The organism is Micromonospora sp. BQ11 (assembly GCF_052068135.1).
GTDB lineage: Bacteria > Actinomycetota > Actinomycetes > Mycobacteriales > Micromonosporaceae > Micromonospora.
Genome location: NZ_JBQHDB010000004.1, coordinates 156,614 through 169,892 on the forward strand (window position 1 = coordinate 156,614; position 13,279 = coordinate 169,892).

General features: G+C 73.6%; 14 protein-coding genes. 5 read left to right on the plus strand and 9 right to left on the minus strand.

From position 1 onward, the window contains the following. The first annotated feature begins 105 nt into the window (after positions 1–105). Entirely contained in the window at positions 106–894 is a 789-nt protein-coding gene (locus ACTMSW_RS10345; RefSeq protein ID WP_441180327.1) for a sporulation protein, read from the plus strand. 105 nt (positions 895–999) lie between these two features. On the opposite strand, the gene dtd is transcribed toward ACTMSW_RS10345, so the two are convergent. Together dtd and ACTMSW_RS10355 are read right to left on the minus strand one after the other, a co-directional pair. After that, positions 1,000–1,422 (minus strand): D-aminoacyl-tRNA deacylase, encoded by a 423-nt coding sequence (dtd, locus tag ACTMSW_RS10350; protein WP_441180328.1) that lies wholly within the window; start codon positions 1,420–1,422, stop codon positions 1,000–1,002. Then, positions 1,422–2,906, minus strand: coding sequence for a DUF7782 domain-containing protein (locus ACTMSW_RS10355; protein ID WP_441180329.1), 1,485 nt, complete (start codon positions 2,904–2,906; stop codon positions 1,422–1,424). The genes dtd and ACTMSW_RS10355 overlap by 1 nt, the downstream gene beginning before the upstream one ends. 250 nt (positions 2,907–3,156) lie before the next feature. Between ACTMSW_RS10355 and ACTMSW_RS10360 the strand changes: the two genes are divergently transcribed. After that, positions 3,157–4,311, plus strand: a complete 1,155-nt coding sequence (locus tag ACTMSW_RS10360; RefSeq protein ID WP_441180330.1) for a S8 family peptidase — start codon at positions 3,157–3,159, stop codon at positions 4,309–4,311. Positions 4,312–4,461: 150 nt separating this feature from the next. Here ACTMSW_RS10360 and ACTMSW_RS10365 read toward each other — a convergent pair whose 3' ends face one another. The 3 genes from ACTMSW_RS10365 to ACTMSW_RS10375 form a co-directional block, all read right to left on the minus strand. Then, positions 4,462–5,520, minus strand: a complete 1,059-nt coding sequence (locus ACTMSW_RS10365) for an ABC transporter ATP-binding protein (RefSeq protein WP_441180331.1) — start codon at positions 5,518–5,520, stop codon at positions 4,462–4,464. A gap of 76 nt (positions 5,521–5,596) precedes the next feature. Continuing rightward, positions 5,597–7,132, minus strand: coding sequence for an ABC transporter permease (locus ACTMSW_RS10370; RefSeq protein WP_441180332.1), 1,536 nt, complete (start codon positions 7,130–7,132; stop codon positions 5,597–5,599). A 65-nt stretch (positions 7,133–7,197) separates the two neighbouring features. Then, positions 7,198–8,259, minus strand: coding sequence for an iron ABC transporter substrate-binding protein (locus ACTMSW_RS10375; protein WP_441180333.1), 1,062 nt, complete (start codon positions 8,257–8,259; stop codon positions 7,198–7,200). 157 nt (positions 8,260–8,416) lie between these two features. Here ACTMSW_RS10375 and ACTMSW_RS10380 point away from each other — a divergent pair, with 157 nt between their 5' ends. Both ACTMSW_RS10380 and ACTMSW_RS10385 read left to right on the plus strand, forming a co-directional pair. Further along, a complete protein-coding gene (locus tag ACTMSW_RS10380) occupies positions 8,417–8,998 on the plus strand; it encodes an HhH-GPD-type base excision DNA repair protein (RefSeq protein ID WP_441180334.1) in 582 nt (193 codons plus the stop codon). 51 nt (positions 8,999–9,049) lie between these two features. Continuing rightward, positions 9,050–10,285 carry a low temperature requirement protein A gene (locus ACTMSW_RS10385; protein ID WP_441180335.1) on the plus strand — a complete coding sequence of 412 codons (1,236 nt, stop codon included), beginning with the start codon at positions 9,050–9,052 and terminating at the stop codon, positions 10,283–10,285. A 25-nt stretch (positions 10,286–10,310) separates the two neighbouring features. On the opposite strand, the gene ACTMSW_RS10390 is transcribed toward ACTMSW_RS10385, so the two are convergent. Both ACTMSW_RS10390 and ACTMSW_RS10395 read right to left on the minus strand, forming a co-directional pair. Next, positions 10,311–10,619 (minus strand): hypothetical protein, encoded by a 309-nt coding sequence (locus ACTMSW_RS10390; RefSeq protein ID WP_441180628.1) that lies wholly within the window; start codon positions 10,617–10,619, stop codon positions 10,311–10,313. 12 nt (positions 10,620–10,631) lie between these two features. After that, positions 10,632–10,919: a hypothetical protein gene (locus tag ACTMSW_RS10395; protein ID WP_441180336.1), complete on the minus strand. Its 288-nt coding sequence runs from the start codon at positions 10,917–10,919 to the stop codon at positions 10,632–10,634. Positions 10,920–11,025: 106 nt separating this feature from the next. Here ACTMSW_RS10395 and ACTMSW_RS10400 point away from each other — a divergent pair, with 106 nt between their 5' ends. Then, positions 11,026–11,382, plus strand: a complete 357-nt coding sequence (locus ACTMSW_RS10400; protein ID WP_441180337.1) for a DUF3099 domain-containing protein — start codon at positions 11,026–11,028, stop codon at positions 11,380–11,382. 30 nt (positions 11,383–11,412) lie between these two features. Here the strand turns inward: ACTMSW_RS10400 and ACTMSW_RS10405 are convergent, their stop codons facing one another. Together ACTMSW_RS10405 and ACTMSW_RS10410 are read right to left on the minus strand one after the other, a co-directional pair. Continuing rightward, positions 11,413–12,309 (minus strand): carbohydrate kinase family protein, encoded by an 897-nt coding sequence (locus ACTMSW_RS10405; protein WP_441180338.1) that lies wholly within the window; start codon positions 12,307–12,309, stop codon positions 11,413–11,415. After that, positions 12,306–13,232, minus strand: a complete 927-nt coding sequence (locus ACTMSW_RS10410; RefSeq protein WP_441180339.1) for a pseudouridine-5'-phosphate glycosidase — start codon at positions 13,230–13,232, stop codon at positions 12,306–12,308. The genes ACTMSW_RS10405 and ACTMSW_RS10410 overlap by 4 nt, the downstream gene beginning before the upstream one ends. Positions 13,233–13,279: the final 47 nt, after the last annotated feature.

Here is a 13,279-nt window from a genome sequence, read left to right on the forward strand (position 1 = left end):
CCGTCCGTGCCTTGTCCCCGCCGGTTACCGTGCCTGCGGTCGGCCGTGGTGGCCGGACCGCACCGGCGAACGCCGGTGGACAGGGGACAGGTAACGGAGGGCGTCGTGGTCTTCAAGCGGCTCATGCAGGCGATGGGCGTCGGTGGCCCCTCGGTGGAAACCGTGCTGGCGAACCCGAACTGCCGCCCCGGCGGCCAGGTGGAGGGCACCGTGCACGTCGCGGGTGGCGACCACCAGGTCGAGGTGTCCTATGTGTCCCTCGGGCTGGTCACCCGGGTCGAGGTGGAGAGCGGTGACAACGACTACCAGACCACCCAGGAGTTCCAGCGCCAGAAGGTCACCGGCCCGTTCCGGCTGGAGGCCGGGCAGCGGTACGACGTTCCGTTCCGCTTCGACGTGCCGTGGGAGACCCCGCTCACCGAGGTGTACGGGCAGCACCTGCACGGCATGACGATGGGGCTGCGTACCGAGCTGGAGGTGGCCCGCTCGGTGGACAAGGGTGACCTGGACGCGGTGGCCGTGCACCCGCTGCCGGCCCAGGAGCGGATCCTGGAGGCGTTCCTGCGGCTGGGCTTCCGCTTCGCCCGCGCCGACGTCGAGCGCGGTCACGTCTACGGCGTGCACCAGACCCTGCCGTTCTACCAGGAGATCGAGTTCCACCCGGCGCCGCAGTACGCCGGGGCGATCAACCAGCTGGAGGTCACCTTCGTGGCCGATCCGCGCCAGATGCAGGTGGTGCTGGAGCTGGACAAGCGGGGCGGTCTGTTCACCGAGGGCCGGGATGCCTTCGGCCGTTTCACCGTCGACCACGCCACCGCCGACCGTACCGACTGGACCGCCCAGCTCGACGCCTGGCTGCGCCAGTCCCTACAGCGCCGCGGCCTCTTCGGCTGACCGACCCCCCGCACCCCCCACCCCGACCGCGTTGATCATGAAGTTGTTGTTGCGACACGCCGTGTCCGAAGGCGACAACTTCATGATCAACGGGAGGGGTGGGGGTCAGAGGTCCAGGAGGATGGTGCGGGGGCCGACGTTGACGCTCTCCACCAGCATGTGGGCGCGGAAGCGGCCGGTCTCGACCTTGGCGCCGCGGCTGCGCAGCGCCTCGACGACCTCGGTCACCAGGGGCTCGGCGACCTCCGCCGGGGCGGCGGCGGTCCAGCTCGGACGGCGGCCCTTGCGGGCGTCGCCGTAGAGGGTGAACTGGCTGACCACCAGGATCGGCGCGCCGGTGTCGGCGGCCGAGCGCTCGTCGTCGAGGATGCGCAGCTCGTGCACCTTGCGGGCCATCGTCCGCGCGGTCTCGGTGGTGTCGGTGTGGGTCACGCCGAGCAGCACCAGCAGCCCGTCCTCGATGGCCCCGATCACCGCTCCGTCCACCGTCACGCCGGCCCGGCCGACCGTCTGCACCACCGCGCGCATCAGTCGGTCACCGGCTCGATGAAGCCGCGCTCGACCAGGTGCCCCACGATCGGGCCGGCCGCCTCGGCCAGTTCCTCCGGTGCGACGTCGTGGGCGACGGCGAGCAGGGCGAGCTGGTCGCGCAGCGCGAGACGACCGTCCGCGCCGCCGACCAGGGCGAGCACCAGCGGGTCGATCTCCTCGGTCCAGCGCAGCCCGTGCGGCATGGCGAGGACCTGCCGGTCCACCGCCCAGCCCTCGTCGCCCATGGTGGCCTCCTGGCGCAGTTGGAGGCCGTCGGCCGCCCGGTAGCGCGCGGCGAGCAGCCCGTCGGTGTCGCGTACGCGGAGCCAGTCCTGGCGGTCGAACCAGCCGGCGACGCGGTCGCCGAGCGGTCCCTCGACCCGCTGGCGCAGGTCCTCGACCCGCACCGTCGGGTCGTCGTGGCCGGCGCGGCGCAGCGAGACGATGCCGAAGCCGATCGCCTCCACCTTGTGCGCGTCGAACCAGTCCAGCCAGTCCGCCATCCGCTGCGGGTCGGCGGTGTGGCCGACGTCGGTGAGCCACAGGTTGACGTACGCCATCGGGTCCGCGACCTCGCGCTGGATCACCCAGGCGTCCAGGCCGGTACCGGCGAACCAGCCGGCGACGCGCTCGTCCCACTCCTCGCCGGTGACGTGCACCCAGTTGGCGAGGTACTGCATGGTGCCGCCGTCGGTGAGCAGCTCCGGTGCGGCGGCGGCCAGCTCCGCTCCGATGGCGTCGCCGACCCGGCCGGAGTCCCGGTAGACGTGGGTGGTGGTGCCGGGGCCGACCACGAACGGCGGGTTGCTGACCACCAGGTCGAACCGGCGACCTTCGACCGGCGACACCATGTCGCCGCGCAGCAGCTCCCAGTCCTGCCCGTTGAGCGCGGCGGTGGTGGCGGCGAACCGCAGCGCCCGCTCGGAGAGGTCGGTGGCGGTCACCCGCCCGGCGTGGGTGGACAGGTGCAGCGCCTGGACGCCGGACCCGGTGCCCAGGTCCAGGGCGGTCTCCACGGGCCGGCGGACGGTCGCGCCGATCAGCGTCTGGGTCGCTCCGCCGATGCCGAGCACGTGCTCGGCGTGTAGCGGCCGGCCCGGTCGGGCGCTGGCCGGAACATCGGCGAGCACCCACCACTCGTCCCCGTACGGCTCCAGGTCCAGGCCCATCCGCAGCCCGTCGCCGTGCCGTTCCACCAGGCCCCCGGCGAGCGCCTCGGACAGCGACAGCGGCGCGAGCGCGGCGGCGACGGCGGCCTCCGGCTCGGTCTGCTCGCAGATGAAGACCCGGATCAGGGTGCCGAGGGGGTCGCGGTCGACGGTGGCGCGCAGGGCGGCGCGGAAGTCGTTGCGGGCCACGCCTCCGGTGGCCTGCGGCCCGAGCCGGGCGGCGATGCCGTTCGAGGTGAATCCTGCCCGCGTCAGCGCGGTCCGCAGCGCGTCCACCCCGGCGGGGGAGAGCAACATGTCGTGTTCGTCCACGTCGTCATCCTGCCTGCCGTTCCCCACGCGGTCGGCGTCACCCGCCGGATCGCCGGCGCCGGCACTTCAGTTGATGAACATGCTAGTGATGACGATCTATGGAATGACTAGCATGACCTGCACAGACCATCGATGGCGTGGCCCCAGAAGGCCAGAAGCCGTCGGGCCCGCCGGTAGGGAGGCAGACGATGCCAGCAGGGTCCGTCCGCGGCGGCGCCTCATCCGGGCGTTCGCCGTCGTCGCCACCGCGGTGGCCGTCTCGGCGGTCACCACCGTCCCGGCCCAGGCCGCGCCCGTCGGCGAGATCCGGGGTGCCGGGGCGCCGAACGCGATCAGCGGAAGCTACCTGGTCGTCCTCAAGTCGGACGCGGTCGGCGCCGCCGGCTCGTTCACCGCCCGCACCGCCGTGCCCGACCGGGCCGCGAAGCTCGCGAAGCGGTACGGCGGCAGCGTCGGCGACGTCTACAGCGCCGCGCTGACCGGCTTCAGCGCCACGCTGAGCGTCGGCCAGGCGCGCCGGCTCGCCGCCGATCCGGCGGTGGCGTACGTCGAGCAGGACCAGGTGCTCACCGCCTCGGCCACCCAGACGAACCCGCCGTGGGGGCTGGACCGGATCGACCAGCGCACGCTTCCGCTCAGCCGCAGCTACACCTACCCGAACACCGCCCCCACCGTCCGGGCGTACATCATCGACACCGGCATCCGGACCACCCACACCCAGTTCGGCGGCCGAGCCACCTGGGGCACGAACACGGTGGACAGCAACAACACCGACTGCAACGGCCACGGCACCCACGTCGCCGGCACGGTCGGCGGGTCCACGTACGGCGTCGCGAAGCAGGTCCGGCTGGTCGCGGTGAAGGTCCTCAACTGCTCCGGCAGCGGCAGCACCACCGGCGTCGTCAACGGCGTCAACTGGGTGACCGCCAACGCGGTCAAGCCGGCCGTGGCCAACATGAGCCTCGGCGGCGGCGCCAGCAGCGCCCTCGACAACGCCGTCGCCAACTCGATCAGCTCCGGCATCACGTACGCGCTGGCGGCCGGCAACTCCAACGCCAACGCCTGCAACTCCTCGCGGCCCGGACCCCGTCGGCTGACCGTCGGTTCCACCACCGGCACCGACGCGCGCTCGACGTTCTCGAACTACGGCTCCTGCGTGGACCTCTTCGCGCCGGGGTCGAGCATCCTGTCGGCGTACCGGACCAGCGACACCTCGACCGCCACCCTCAGCGGCACGTCGATGGCCGCACCGCACGTGGCCGGCGCCGCGGCCCTGGTGCTGTCGGGCAACCCGTCCTGGACCCCGTCACAGGTCGGCAGTTACCTGGTCACCAACGCCACCACGGGCCGGGTGACCAGCCCCGGCACCGGCTCGCCGAACCGGCTGCTCTTCGTCGTCAACTGACCCTCCCCACCGGCCCGGTGGACCGTGCCCGCCACGGTCCGCCGGGCCACCCGCGTGCCGGTCGTCGCGTCCGCACGGCCGCCGCGTCCGGGATGGTGGTGTTAACAGGGGGCCCTTCCTCTACCGGAGGCGTTAAGAAGGGGCCCTTCCTTACACCTGGGCGGGGGTTGGCGTGGGTGTGCCGATCGCGGGGAACGCGCGGGCGGCGCCGTCGACGCGTACCGACACCACGGCGCCGACCGGGGCCGTCGGGCCGCCGTCGAGGATCCGCGCGGTGAGCCGGGTGCCGTCGGCCAGCCGGAGTCCGACCAGCGCGTCGTGTCCGTGGAAGTCGTGCCGCAGGACCGTGGCCGTCACCGTGCCGGCTCCGGGCGTGAGACGTACCTGCTCGGGGCGGACCAGCACGGTCACCGGGCCGCTCGGCGCGGCCCCGGTCAGCGGCACGGTGCCGAGCACGGTCCGGGCGGCGCCGTCCTCGGCGACCGCCGCCAGCAGCACGGCCTCGCCGACGAAGCCGGCCACCCACTCGTCCGCCGGCTCCCGGTAGACGGTGGTCGGGGTGCCGGCCTGGACGACCCGGCCGGCGCGCAGCACCACCACCTCGTCGGCCACCGAGAGCGCCTCGCCCTGGTCATGGGTGACGAGGACGCCGGTGGCGCCGTCGGCGCGCAGCGCCTCCCGGACGTCGTGCCGCAGCCCGGCCCGCAGCCCCGCGTCGAGGGCGCTGAACGGCTCGTCCAGCAGCACCACCGACGGCCGGGGTGCCAGCGCGCGGGCCACCGCGACCCGCTGCTGCTGCCCACCGGAGAGCTGGTGCGGCATCCGGTCGCCGTAGCCGGCGAGACCGACGAGGGTGAGCACCTCCTCGACGCGGTCGCTCCGGCGGGCGGCCCGGTCGAGGCCGTACCCGACGTTGGCGGCCACGCTGAGGTGCGGGAACAGCGCACCCTCCTGCGGCACCACGGCGATCCGGCGGCGGTGGCTCGGCAGGTGCCGGCCGTTCCCGGCGACCGGGACCCCGTCGATGCGGATCTCCCCGGCGTCCAGCCGCTCGAAGCCGGCCAGGCAGCGCAGCAGTGTGGTCTTGCCGCAGCCGGACGGGCCGAGGACGGCGGTGAGCAGCCCGGACCCGATGGTGAGGTCCACACCGGCCAGCGCGGTCACCGATCCGTACCGCTTGACCACTCCGGCCAGCACGACCTCGCTCATGCCGGCACTCCGCTTCGCTCCGTGCCCGCATGAGGCACCAACGCGCTGAGCCTGATGATTCGCTCGCTTCGCTCGCTCATCCCCGGTCCTCCTTGTCGAGCAGGCCGCTGCGGGCGACCAGCAGCCAGGTGGGCAGCGCCGAGATCGCCACCAGCAGGGCCGCGTACGGTGCCGCGGCGGCGTACGCGCCGACGGCGGTGGCGGTCCACAGCTCGGTGGCGAGCGTGTCCGTGCCGGTCGGGCGCAGCAGCAGGGTGGCGGGGAGTTCCTTCATGCCGGTGAGGAACACCAGCGCCGCGCCCGCCCCGATGCCGGGCAGGGTCAGCGGCAGGGTCACCGTGCGGAGCACGGTCAGCGGCCCGCGCCCGAGGGAGCGGGCGACCTCCTCCAGGCCGGGCGGGGACTGGGCGGCGGCACCGGCCACCGCGCCGACCGCGAGGGGCAGGAACAGCGTGGCGTAGGCGAGTGCGAGCAGCCACCGGGTCTGGTACAGCGGGAACGCCACATTGATGCCGAAGAAGATCAGCGACAGCCCGATCACCACGCCGGGCAGGGCGTGGGCGAGGTACGCCAGCCGGTCCAGCGCGGTGGTGAGCGGCCCGGGGGCGCGCGCGGCGAGCAGACCCAGCGGCAGCGCCAGCAGCATCGTCAGCGCGGCGCCGGCCAGCGAGACGGTCAGCGAGTTGCCGGCGGCGGCGAGCACCTCGGACAGCGCACCCGGCCGGGACACCCCGGTGACGAGCCGTCGGGCGAGGCTGGCCGCCGGCACGCCCAGCGCGAGGACGGCCACGGCGAGCAGCGCCGCGAGGGCGGGCCAGCGGACGGCCCCGAGCCGCAGGCGCAGGGCGGGACGGCGGGCGCCGCCGAGGCGGGCGTACCGGGCGCCGCGCCGCCGGGTGACCGTCTCGCCGGCCAGCAGCAGCACGGTCAGCACCACCAGCACGCTGGAGAGCACCAGCGCGCCGGTGCGGTCGAAGCCGAGGTCGAAGGCGACGAAGATGGCCCGGGTGAAGGTGTCGGTGCGCAGGATCGACACCGCGCCGAAGTCGGAGAGCACGTACAGGGCGACCAGCAGCGCGCCGGCCGCGGTGGCCGGGCGGATCTGCCGCAGCGTCACCGCGGTGAAGGTCTGCCAGCCGGTGCGGCCCAGCGAGCGGGACACCTCCTCCTGCGCCGGGTCCGCGCCGCGCAGGGCGGCCGCGACGGGCAGGAAGACGTACGGGTAGGAGCAGAGGGTGAGCACCAGCGCGGCCGGCCAGAAGCCCTCCAGGCCGGCGACCTCGGAGACCCAGGCGAAGGCGGCGATGTAGGTCGGCACCGCCAGCGGCAGTGCCGCCAGCACGGCGAAGAGTCGCCGGGCCGGCAGGTCGGTGCGGGTGACGAGGAACGCGGTGCCGACGCCGAGCACCACACACGCGACGGTGACGACGGCGGCCAGGCCGAGGCTGCGCAGGGCGAGCAGGCCGACCCGCTCGGTCCACAGCTCGTCGGCGACCCGCGCGGCACCCGCCTCGGCGGTGCGTACCGCGAGGTAGACCAGGGGCAGCAGGGCCACGGCCACCGCGACGGTCGAGGCCGCGAGCAGTGTCGGGCGCGGGGCCAGTCGCCGCACCCGCCCGCGTACGCCGGACAGGGCCGGCCCCGGAAGGGCCGGCCCTGCGGTGGTCGTGGGGGTGCTCAGGGCACCAGCCCCGATTCGGTGATCATCTTGACGGTGGCGTCGAGCGTGTCCAGGTCGTTGAGGTCGATGGCCGGGACCTTCAGGTCGGCCAGCGGCGGCACGAACGCCGGGCCCGGCACACCGGTCACCACCGGGTACTCGGAGGTCTCCTCGGCGAAGTACTTCTGGGCCTCGGCGCCGAGCATGAAGTCGACGAACGCCTTGGCGTCCGCGTCCTCGGCGGAGCCCTTGAGCACTCCCACGCCAGCGACGTTGACCAGGGCGCCGGTGTCGCCGCCGGGGAAGAAGTGCAGCTTGGCCTTGAGGCTCTCCGGCGTGGTGCCCTGCTCCTTGGCGACCTCGCCCAGGTAGTAGTGGTTCACCAGGCCGACCGGGACCGAGCCGCCGTTGACGTCCTCGACGATCTTGACGTTGCTGTCCCGGACCTGCGGCTCGTTGGCCTTGAGGCCGGCGAGGAAGTCCTTGGCCTTCTGGTCGCCGTGCTGCACCCGGATCGCGGTGACGAACGCCTGGAAGGAGGCGTTGGTCGGCGCGACGGCGACCTTGCCCTTCCACTTCGGGTCGGTCAGTTCGAAGACGGACGCCGGCAGGTCGGCGGCGGGAACCTGGTCGGCGTTGTAGACCAGCACCCGGGAGCGGGCGCTCAGGCCGACCCACGCACCGTTGCGGGCGCGGTAGGTCTCGGCCACCTTGCCGGTGGTCTCGGCCGGCAGGGTGGCGAGCATGCCCTTCTTGGCCACGGTGCCGAGCGCGCCGGCGTCCTGGGCGAAGAAGGCGTCGGCCGGGGACCGGTCGCCCTCCTCCACCAACTGGGCGGCCAGCTGGGCGGTGGTGGCGTACCGGGTCTGCACCTTGATGCCGGTCTGCTGGGTGAACTTCTCCAGCAGGGGCTTGACCAGCTGCTCGTTGCGGCCGCTGTAGACCGTGATGACCTTGTCGTTCGGCTTGCCGGGGTCGGCGGCGCCGCCGTCCTCGTCGGACCCGCAGGCGACCAGGCCGAATCCGAGCAGCCCGGTGGCGACCAGTGTCGCGGTGGACCTGCGGAGCGAGACGGACACGGTGGAACCCCTTCACGAGGGTGGACGGTTGGCCGAGGGAGAAGTTAGCACAGGCTAACCTCACCGTGAACCGGAGTGCGGGTCGCGTCACGTGGCCGTCCGCCCCGGAACGGGGCGTCGACGCCCCGGTCCGGTCACCGGGCGGCAGGATGGCCCCATGACGCTCGTCCTGCCCATCGACCCCGAGGCCAACCGGCTGCTGGAACGCAACCCGCTGGCGCTGCTCGTGGGGATGGTCCTCGATCAACAAGTCTCGATGGAGAAGGCCTTCTCCTCGCCGTACGTCCTCGTGCAGCGCCTCGGTCACGAGCCGGACGCCGCCGAACTGGCCGGGTACGACCCCGAGGCCCTGGTCGCGCTCTTCGCCACCCCGCCGGCGTTGCACCGGTTCCCCAAGGCGATGGCCGCCCGGGTGCAGGAGGTCTGCCGCGTGCTCGTGGACCGGTACGACGGCGACGCCGCCCGGTTGTGGGCCGACGCCTCGGACGGCACCGACCTGTTGCGCCGCGTCGCCGAGCTGCCCGGCTTCGGCCGGCAGAAGGCGCAGATCTTCGTGGCGTTGCTCGGCAAACGCTTCGGGGTGACCCCGGAGGGCTGGCGTGAGGCCGCCGGTGGGTACGGCGACCCGGGCGCCCACCGGTCCGTCGCCGACGTGACCGACGCCGATTCGCTACGGCGGGTACGCGAGTACAAGCAACAGATGAAGGCGGCGGCGAAGGCGAAGGCCGTGGCGGACTGACGCAACGGGCCCGGCCGCGGCTCGTTGAAGCGAGGTGACCAGGATCACCGGATGAGCAGCGGTAGAGGGGCGGCCCTGCTGCGCCCGTCGAGCAGTTCGCCCCGGACCACCTTCCTGGAACTCTTCTTCGACCTCGCGTTCGTCTTCGCGTTGAACCGCGTGTCCCAACGGCTGGTCGAGGACGTCGGGGCGGGGGAAGTGCTCGTCGGCATCGTGCACACCCTGATGCTGTTCCTCGCGCTGTGGCTGGTCTGGTCGCTCACCACCTGGGTGACCAGCCGGTACGAGCCCGAGCGGTCGGTGATCCAGTTCGCGGTCGCCGGCTCGATGTTCGGCAGCCTGGTGATGGCCGTGGCGTTGCCCCGGGCGTTCGAGGAGCGGGCGCTGATCTTCGTTGTCGCGTACCTGACGGTGATGATCGGCCGTCCGTTGCTCATCGCGGTGGCCCTGCGCGGACATCCGCGCCGGCGGGTGCCGTTGCAGGCGGCCGCCTGGGCGGCGACGGGCGGCGTGCCCTGGGTGGCCGGCGCGCTCGGGCCCGAGGACTGGCGGCTGTCCCTGTGGGCGCTGGCGCTGGTCGTCGACTGCACGGGGGCCCTGACCGGTTGGCCGGTGCTCCGCCTGGGCTCGGCGCCCGCCTCCGGGTGGCGGATCGAGGGGGAGCACCTCGCGGAGCGGTACCAGCAGATATTCCTGATCTCTCTCGGGGAGATGATCCTGGTCATCGGGGCCACCTACAGCGGCACCGAGTACTCCTCCGAGCGGGCGGGCGCGTTCACCGTCGCCTTCCTGATCACCGCGCTGCTGTGGCGGATCTACTTCCACCGGGCGGGGCACCTGCTCGCCGAGGCGCTGCGCCTGGCGCGGTCGCCGGGCCAGCTGGGTGCGTCGGCGGCGCGTACCCACCTGTTCATCGTCCTCGGCGTGCTGGTCACCGGGGTGGGTCACGAGATAGTGATCAAGCATCCGTTCGACCGGCTCGACCCGGCCTGGCTGATCTTCATTCTCGGCGGGCCGGCGCTGTTCCTGCTCGCCCGGGCGCGCTTCGAGTACGAGATCTTCGGCCGGGTCTCCGCAGCCCGGCTGGTGGCGGTCGGGGTGCTGGCCGCCGTCGCCGCGCCGCTCACGGCGGGGTCGCCGATGTTCGCCCTGTCGGTGGTGACCATCGTGCTGGCCGGCGTGGCGGTCGCCGACGCCTGGCGCAGCCGGGGGCGTGACCCGGAGATGTCGGCCTCGCCACTGGGGCGCGGTGAGTCCGGCGGGGGAAACTTCTCGCCGGCGCCCTGAGCGGTCGGCCGGGCGCCGGTCGGTGTCAGGCGGCGGTGGGCCGGGAGAGGGCGGCGAGCGCCCGCCGTACGTCGGCGAGGGAGACTGTCGCCGAGTCGTCCAGGTCGGCCAGGCCGGCCTCGATCCACTGCCGCATCAGGGTGGTGACCCCGATGCCGCGCGCGTCGGCGGCCGCCCGGACCCGCTCGTACGTCTCCAACGGCAGCCGGACCGAGCGGCTCACCATCGGGGTGTCGGTGTCCGGCGTGGGCAGTTCCGCCGCCGCGCTCTCCTCGATCAGCTCGGCGAACCCGTCGCCGCCGTGGAACTGCTTGGTCGCGTCGTCACGGTTCATGGTCACGCCCCCTCATCGGCGAGATCTCCGCACGGCCTCGTCGTAGCGCTTGGCTTCGGCGTCGCTCAGCTCGCGGGCGGAGAGGATGTCCCAGTCGTTGTCGGTGCCGTCGGCCTCGGCGAGCAGCACGGCCAGCCGGCGACCCCGGCGGGCGGCGGCGTAGACGACCATCACGTCGTCGCCCAGGTGACGGATGACCCGCCGGCTGCTGTGCAGCGCCTCCCAGACTTCCCCCGACGTGACGTCGTAGACCCGCAGGTTGGCCAGAGCCTCCTCGGTGAAGCTGAACCTGCTGCCCACGGGCCGAGCGTACCACGTGCGTAACACGGAACCGGATGCGTCGATTCTCGCTGATCATGCACGGGGAGTGACAGGATGGGTCGTAATCCCCTCGAGGAGGTCCGTGGTGAAGCGTCAGGCGTATCAGCCGATTCTGATCACCGACGCCTCGCGCAGCCAGGACGATCAGCTCACCAGTCGCCAGAAGCGTTACGTGCTGATGATGGGCATCCGGGTGGCCTGCGTGATCGTCGGAGCGGTCCTGGTCGGCGTGCAGGCCCCGCTGCTGTGGCTGTGGCTGCCCCTGGTCGGCCTCGGCATGATCCTCATCCCGTGGCTGGCGGTGCTGCTCGCCAACGACCGGCCGCCCAAGGACGAGCACCGGCTGATGAACCGGTTCCAGCCGCGTCAGCAGGACGACACCCCACCGATGAGCCTCACCGCCGAGGAGCGCCCGCACCGGGTCATCGACGCCGAGCCCTGACCGGGCCGCACGCCGGCCCGCTCGTCCCCGTCAGGGCCCCGGCCGGGCACCGATCCGGGAGACCGCCGCCGCGCCCAGGTCACCGGCCCGCCGCAGCGCCGCCTCCGGGGTGGCGCCGGCGAGCCAGGCCGCCAGCAGGCCGGCGGCGAACGCGTCGCCCGCCCCGGTCGCGTCGACCACCTCCATCCGGCGGGTGGGGGCCGACGTGACCGTCGCGGCCCGGTCCACCCAGACCGCACCGGCCGCTCCCCGCTTGAGCACCACCCGCCGCGCCGAGGCGCACAGCACCCGCCCCTGCGCCGCCGGGTCCAGCCCGCCGGCCAGCACCGCCGCCTCGTCGACGTTGACCAGCAGCAGGTCCACCTCGCGTACCCAGGCCAGGAAGGCCGCCGCGCCGACCCGCCGCAGCGGCGCCGCGGACGCCGCGTCGACGCTGGTGGTGAGCCCGCGCTCGCGGGCGGCGGCCAGCGCGCGCAGCCCGGCGCCGCGCGATCCGGCGTCCAACAGGGTGTACGCGGACAGGTGCAGATGCCGCGCGTCGGGTGCGCCGGCCAGGGCCGCGTCGACCGCCTTCGCGGTCAGCGCCAGGTTGGCGCCCCGCTCGGTGATCATGGTGCGCTCGTCGCCGGACGCCAGCACGATCACGGTGCCGGTCGCCCGGTCCGGGTGGCGGGTGACCGCGCAGTCGACGCCGGCCCGCTCCAGCTCCGCCACCCGCTCCCGGCCCGGGCCGTCGTCACCGACCGCCCCGACCAGCGTCACCGGTACGCGCAGCGCGGCGAGCCAGGCGGCCGTGTTCGCCGCCTGGCCACCGCCGCTGAAGCTGATCCGCGCCGGGGTGTCCGACCCGGTGGCGGGCGGTCCGGTGAGCACCGCCACCACGTCGGTGATCAGGTCCCCGACGACGAGGACACGACCTGCGGTCATGCGGCGCGGCGGGCTGCCGCCGCCACCGCGACGCGCGCGGCGAGGTCGGCGTTCCGCAGGATGATCCGGACGTTCACCGCCAGGCTCGCGCCCTGCGTCGACGAGTGGAAGTGCGCCAGCAGGTACGGGGTGACGGCCTTGCCCGTGACCCCGTCGCGCTCCAGCAGCGCCAGCCCCTCGGTCAGGGTGCGGTCGTGCAGGGCCGGGTCGAGCTGCTCGTCGACCGGCAGGGGATGGGCCACGATCAACCCGCCGTGGTGCACCCCGTGCTGCTCACGGGCGACGAGCACGTCCGCCACCTGCTCCGGGGACTCCACCGACCAGTCCAGGTCGAAGCCGGCGTCGGTCAGGTAGAAGCCGGGGAAGCGGCGGGTGCGGTAGCCGACCACGCCCACGCCGAGCGTCTCCAGCCGCTCCAGCGTGGCGCCCACGTCGAGGATCGACTTCACCCCGGCGCAGACCACCGCGATCGGCGTCCGGGCCAGCGTCACCAGGTCGGCGGACTCGTCGAAGGTCTGCGCGGCCTCCCGGTGGACCCCGCCCAGGCCGCCGGTGGCGAAGACCCCGATCCCGGCCGCGGCGGCGACCGCGCTGGTGGCGGCCACGGTGGTGGCGCCGTCCGCGCCGGTCGCCGCCGCGAGGGCCAGATCGCGTACGGAGAGCTTGGCCACACCGTCGACGGTGGCGAGCCGGGTCAGCTCGGCGTCGTCGAGGCCGACCACGAGGTGGCCGGCCACCATGCCGATGGTGGCCGGTACCGCGCCCGCGTCCCGGACGGCCTGCTCGATCTGCCGGGCGACGTGCAGGTTGTCCGGCCGGGGCAGGCCGTGCGAGACGATGGTGCTCTCCAGGGCGACCACCGGGCCGCCGGCGCGCAGCGCCTCCGCGACCTCGGCGCCGTAACGGATGTGAAAGTTGGTCACGATCATCACGGTACGTCGCCGGGCCGTCGGGCCTGAAGTGGACCGGG

Coding starts and splice junctions, on each gene's coding strand:
- dtd (WP_441180328.1), bottom strand. CDS start 1,422: ATGCGCGCGGTGGTGCAGACGGTCGGCCGGGCCGGCGTGACGGTGGAC.
- ACTMSW_RS10365 (WP_441180331.1), bottom strand. CDS start 5,520: ATGAGCGAGGTCGTGCTGGCCGGAGTGGTCAAGCGGTACGGATCGGTG.
- ACTMSW_RS10380 (WP_441180334.1), top strand. CDS start 8,417: ATGACGCTCGTCCTGCCCATCGACCCCGAGGCCAACCGGCTGCTGGAA.
- ACTMSW_RS10385 (WP_441180335.1), top strand. CDS start 9,050: ATGAGCAGCGGTAGAGGGGCGGCCCTGCTGCGCCCGTCGAGCAGTTCG.
- ACTMSW_RS10390 (WP_441180628.1), bottom strand. CDS start 10,619: ATGAACCGTGACGACGCGACCAAGCAGTTCCACGGCGGCGACGGGTTC.
- ACTMSW_RS10405 (WP_441180338.1), bottom strand. CDS start 12,309: ATGACCGCAGGTCGTGTCCTCGTCGTCGGGGACCTGATCACCGACGTG.